This is a genomic window from Gilliamella apicola (genome assembly GCF_003202655.1).
Lineage (GTDB): Bacteria > Pseudomonadota > Gammaproteobacteria > Enterobacterales > Orbaceae > Gilliamella > Gilliamella apicola_R.
Genome location: NZ_QGLR01000028.1, coordinates 1 through 2806, shown reverse-complemented (window position 1 = coordinate 2806; position 2806 = coordinate 1). Strand labels below are relative to the sequence as shown.

Annotated in this window: 1 protein-coding gene; it reads left to right on the top strand. The window is 41.8% G+C overall.

Translation table 11 applies throughout. The features are described from left to right. A partial coding sequence (locus tag DKK70_RS16520; RefSeq protein WP_146210894.1) for a DUF6531 domain-containing protein occupies positions 1-2806 on the top strand: 2806 nt, incomplete at both ends.

Here is a 2806-nt window from a genome sequence, read left to right as displayed (position 1 = left end):
CTGATAAAGATACCAAAAAAAAGGCTGACCCTATTTCAATGGTTACTGGCGAAGAGTTACTATTACTCGATGATGCCACCTTACTAGGACTATATCCTTTTGCCTTCCAACGGCAATATCGTACAACAGCGGTAGAGATAAACTCCGTCTTTGGCTATGGTTGGAGTCACTCTTTACAACACCATTTTTTATTTAACGATGAAGATAACACTATCATTTGGACCGATCATGAGAATTTAATCAATACACTCGATTTACCAAGTAAGAATATGCCCATATCCGCCAATAAACTCGCTAAAGCCGCGGTCTGGTTAAGTGAAAAAGAGAATGAATATCTATTTACTGCCGCCTGTTTAAATGGTTGGGTAATGCATGTCAATCGCTTATCGGATAATCATGGGCAGGTTACTGCTTTTTCGCAAAACAAGCAAAAATTATTGGTTCATTATGACCCAGAAAGGCAGCTTCCGGTCAAATTGGAAAACCCAGCCGGTGCTTCACTCCTATTCTATTATATTGAGACCGAACAGGGCGATAGATTATCTGAAATTCGCTTAGCTCGCCATATCACCATCGCTGGCTCGGAGCCTCAATGCCTAATACGTTATGCTTATGACGAACAAGGACAATTAAGTGAAGTGATCAATCCCGTTAACGAAGTCGAACGTTATGAGTACCGTTCCGATTTTGTTTTTACCAAAAGACAACTGGCTGGTGGTACCGAATTTTATTGGGAATGGATTGGTGAAGGCAAATCGGTTCGAGCGCTTCGGCAATGGAGTAATATACCCAATACAGAAATTAATTTTAAATGGGATGCCGCCTCCGGCACCTCAGAAGCCATTTATGCTGATGGTAGCAAAGAGATTTTTGTACATGATAAACAGACCGCCCGTTTGCTTAAAACGGTCTCAGCCAGTGGCACCACAACCACTCGCCATTATGGTCAAGATGGTGAACTAATCGCGGAGATCGATTCTGCCGGTCACGTAACAGAATTTGATTATGATGATGAATTAAATTGCACGTTAATGCGTTTTCCTGATGGTCAAGTGGTAACTAATCGCTATAATCGTGGTTTATTGATGGAGCGCACACATTATAGTGCTGATAGATTAGAGATTAGACGAGAAAAATGGCGCTACGACTATGACGGTAATTTGATAACTTATATCGACCCAATGAAGTTAGAAACCAACTATCGCTGGTCGGAAAACGGCTCACTCTCCGCCGTTATCTATCCGGATAACACCTCGGAGCGCTATACCTTTAATGCACTCGGTCAATTGCTTGAATACCAAAATACCAGTGGAGAAGTAATGTACTATCGTTATAATGCACTGGGTCAACTGATTTTTGAGAGCACAACCGATCCTAATTCGACAAATAATATTGATGCTGTGCAGGCAACTCGATGGGTATGGGATGATATTGGTCGCTTAGTGGCGGTTCACTGGCCAGATGGAACATCACGCAAATTTAGCTATAACCCTTATGGTAGTGTCACGAAAGAGATTGATGAAAAGCAGCGGGTCACTCATTTTGAATATCACCCAAATACGCCATTTATTAAACGAATTTATTACCCGGATAACAGCTATACGCAGTATGAATATAACAATATTCACTGTAAAATCAGCGATATTATTAATCATAATGGTGACCGTTACCATATTGATTATACGCCAACTGGCAAAATACAATCGGAACGATTATTCGATGGTCGTCGAATTTTTTGGGAGTATGATGTCAATGACCAGATAATAAAACGCACCGAGTATGGTGATAGCGGACGGCAAGAAACCGCATTAGTCACTCAATATGAGCGAGATATCCATGGGCGTTTAACCGCACGAACGCTCCCGGATGGTCAAAAGATAGCCTATCGTTATAACGGTTTTGGTCAGTTGCTCGAAGTAGATGATGGCCAGTGGCCGTTAGTTTGGCAATATGACAAATGTGGTCGCCTAATCCAAGAGCATCAAGGATTTAGTAGTCAATACTTCGATTACGATGCCGTCGGCCGCTTATACCGAATGCGGATGCCAGATGGCAATATACTCGCTTACCATTACCATGGCGATAACGTAAGTCAAATTGATTTAAATGGGCAACCACTTTCAACCCACCGTTGGCAACAAGGTAAAGAAATCGATCGAACACTGGGGCGATTTGGTGAGTTAAATTGGCGCAACCAGTTTGACAGCATGGGCCGATTGCTGCATCAACGCATTACGGTTGGTGACAATATCATAAAACCGATTGAGCGCCACTATCAATACAATCAGGTAGGTGAACTAACCCAAATTACCGATACCTATAAGGGTATCAAAAACTTCACCCATGATTTAAACGGTCGATTAGCTAGTGCAAACCATAAGCCTTATAACCATAAACAACTGCCTGATGAGTTAAGCTTTAAAGGCTATCACGAGCAGTTTATTTATGATGGTGCCAATAACCTGTTAAGCAGTGATGCCCCACTTGATGCGCTTAAAGGCGATAAACAGTCCAATACAGCCTCGAGTACCCAAGTTAGCGCCAACCGTTTAAAAATTCAGGGCGATCGACATTATGAATATGATGAATATGGTAATGTGATAAAAGAGTTACGTGGCAAACGGCAACATACCGAACATCAGTTTAAATGGGACTGCCAACACCGATTAATTGAATTTAAAAAAATTCGCCACTATCGGGATAATGATTTTCATCAAGCGGTAGAAACCGTACACACTTATACTTACGATGCCTTTGGACGGCGTATCAGTAAAACGGATAAGCAAACCGGGGATAAAACCCTGTT